This is a genomic window from Paenibacillus sp. 01L418 (assembly GCF_056400045.1).
On the sequence record NZ_JBFTSN010000615.1, the window covers coordinates 1 to 2,926 of the forward strand.

Annotated in this window: 3 protein-coding genes; all 3 read left to right on the plus strand. The window is 53.4% G+C overall.

The annotated features are described in order from the left end of the window. Positions 1-657: sugar phosphate isomerase/epimerase family protein (locus AC1DSE_RS33620; RefSeq protein ID WP_477528945.1), on the plus strand; the 657-nt coding region annotated here is incomplete at its 5' end. Between the two features lie 34 nt (positions 658-691). Next, positions 692-2,086 (plus strand): sulfatase family protein, encoded by a 1,395-nt coding sequence (locus AC1DSE_RS33625; protein ID WP_477528946.1) that lies wholly within the window; start codon positions 692-694, stop codon positions 2,084-2,086. Next, positions 2,083-2,926, plus strand: an 844-nt coding sequence (locus tag AC1DSE_RS33630) for a Gfo/Idh/MocA family protein (RefSeq protein WP_477528947.1), incomplete at its 3' end; no start/stop codon positions are given. The genes AC1DSE_RS33625 and AC1DSE_RS33630, both read left to right, overlap by 4 nt.

Here is a 2,926-nt window from a genome sequence, read left to right on the forward strand (position 1 = left end):
CAGCAGAAGAGTGAGCTGCAGGCGATTGTGCAGGAAAACGGCCTAACGTTTCTATCGACTGAGGTGGCATCGCTCAATGAGGAGCGGCTGCTCCCAGCGTTCGAAGCTGCCGCTGAAATTGGTATTCCAATCGTAAACGTTGGTCCTGGCGGAAAGCTGGGAGTCGAAGAAGACCTGCAGGCATCTATCGAGATGCTTGCGCGGATGGCAGAGAGAGCGGCTTCGTTTGGCATCACGCTCTGCGTCAAAGCACATGTCGGCAATGCCATTCACAATACGCCGACCACGCTGCGGGCGATGGAGTCGATCATCTCCCCAGCGTTCGGCATCGACATGGACCCGAGCCATATCCACCGTGCCGGCGAAAATGCGGAGAAGGCGCTGCCCGCTGTGCTTAGTCGCGTAAAGCATGTTCATATCCGTGACTGCAAAGGACGGGAGCAGGGACCTGGACCGATCATGCTTCAGGCGTGCGGACGGGGCGACATCGATCTATATGGCTACTGCAAAGCGATGGTGGATGGAGGTTACGACGGACCGGTCGTCGTTGAGGTCATTGGTGCTTCACCTGAGCATACGCTTGCGCAGGTATCCATCGTAGCCGCTGAGTCGTATGGCTATCTAAATGCGGTTCTTAAACAGCTGAACGCACGATAAAAGCATTATTTTCATCCAAAAGGAGGATTTCAAAATGACTAATAAGAAACCCAATATTCTATTGTTCGGCATAGATAGCCTTCGTCGGGATCATATGAGTGCGTATGGTTATTCGAGGCTGACTACTCCGCATCTGGATAAAATTGCTGCCGAGGGCGTTCTATACGAGAAACATTTCAGCCCGGGCATTCCGACAACGCCGGCTTATGCATCGATGCTGACGGGTATGGATGTGTTCGGAACCGACGTTGTGGCGCTGCGCCACGAAGGACCGCTTGGCAGTCACGTGAAGACGCTGCCTGAGCTGCTTGCGGAGAACGGCTATAACACATCATGTGTCGGTTTCTCGGGCAATCCATCATCGCGCGGTTTCCATACGTATCTCGATTATGAATCTTGGGTGCCTGACGAGTCGGGACGTACGCCTAAGGCGCAAAATCTAAACGATGTCGCTATTCCAGAGCTGGAGCGGCTGGCGGCAGAAGATAAGCCGTTCCTGCTGTTCATGCGGCATATGGATCCGCATTCACCATATTTGCCGCCTGCGCCGTTCGAGCGGATGTTCTACGGCAAGGACGAGAAGGACCCAGCCAACGACTCCATGGAGCCGGTTTATAATTTTAAGCCGTTCGCCGACTTCTTGAAGTCATGGATTCCGGAAGGCGTCACGGATGAAGCTTATGTTGGCGCGCAATATGATGGCGCAATCGCTTATATGGATGCTTGTATCCAAGGCATCTTCGAGAAGCTGAACGCACTGGGCTTAGAGGAAGAGACACTTGTCGTTATCACGTCGGATCATGGCGAGACGCTGTATGAGCACGACTGTTATTTTGATCATCACGGCCTCTATGACTGTACGCTTGTTGTGCCGCTTATTATTAAGTTTCCGGGACGTTTGCCTGCGGGAAAACGGGCTCAGGATGTGTCGGTCATCTCGGATATTATGCCAACGCTGCTGCAATTGATTGGCATCGACAGCGGCATTTCCTTCGACGGCCGCAGTCTGCTTGAGCCGGTTGTGAGCGAAGATTCAGAGCGGATAAGCGAGCTGTATCTGACGGAATGCACGTGGATGCGCAAGCACGGCTGGCGCACACCGGAATGGAAGCTGATCCGCYCGCTTGAGCCGGACTTCCATTTTAAGCCGGAGGTAGAGCTGTACAATCTGATCCAAGATCCAGAAGAAAACAACAATGTGGCAGAACTGCAGCCGGAAGTTGTGGCACTGCTTACGAAGCGGATGGAGGACCATATTGCAAAACGTGAAGAGCAGACGGGTCGTACGAATCCGATCTATACGAATCTGAATTGGCATGGCAAAGGCCAGACGTTCACCTCGTCTGAGCAGGCATACCAGTCACTGCATATCGGCAATATTATTGGCGCGCGCTCCCTTCAATCCAAGGAGGAGGCGGCATCCAAATGATTCGGGTTGCTGTCGTTGGTGTCAATCATATTGGGAAAATCCATTGCCGCGCTTATCGGCAGCATCCAGATACGGAGCTTGCGGCTGTCTGTGATCTGATGCCAGAACGCGCGGAGGCAGCTGGTCTTGAACATGGCGTTCCTGCGTATACCGACCTGAGAGAGCTGCTGGCTAAAGAACAGATCGATCTAGTCGTCGTAGCGACAGCGGGGGTTGAGAAGGGCAGTCACCATTTTGAACCCGCGATGATTGCGATCGATGCTGGCAAGGACGTCCATGTAGAAAAGCCGATTTCTAATCGAATTGAGGAAGCGAGGACGCTGGTTGCTGCCGCCCGGGAACGGGGCGTCCGGCTCGCTTGTAATTTGAATCATCGATTTACGCCGGCTGCTTACAAAGCGAAAGAGCTGGTGGAAGCTGGCAAGCTAGGCTCCCTTCTCTTTGTCAATATGCGGCTAACGATTCAGAATCCGCAGGAGGATACGGAATGGCTGCATATGCGTGCTCTGCATCCTCACTCCATCGATGTCATGCGGTATTTTGCCGGTGATATTAAGCGGGTTCAAGCGTTCATGACCAAGGCGCCGGGACGGCAGAGCTGGTCGACCGCATCCGTCAATGTGACGTTTGCTTCCGGCGCGGTTGGCCACTTGACCGGCAGCTACGACATGTCGATGCGGCATCCCATTGAATATTGCGAAGTCGCAGGTAATGAAGGCCGGTTTGTTATCGACAATGTGTATGAAAGCATGACGTATTATCCGCATCACTCCGACGAGCTRCTCGTTGTACGCAACTCGCTGTTTGGCGGGATGCAGGGCTTCAATGATACGTTTACCC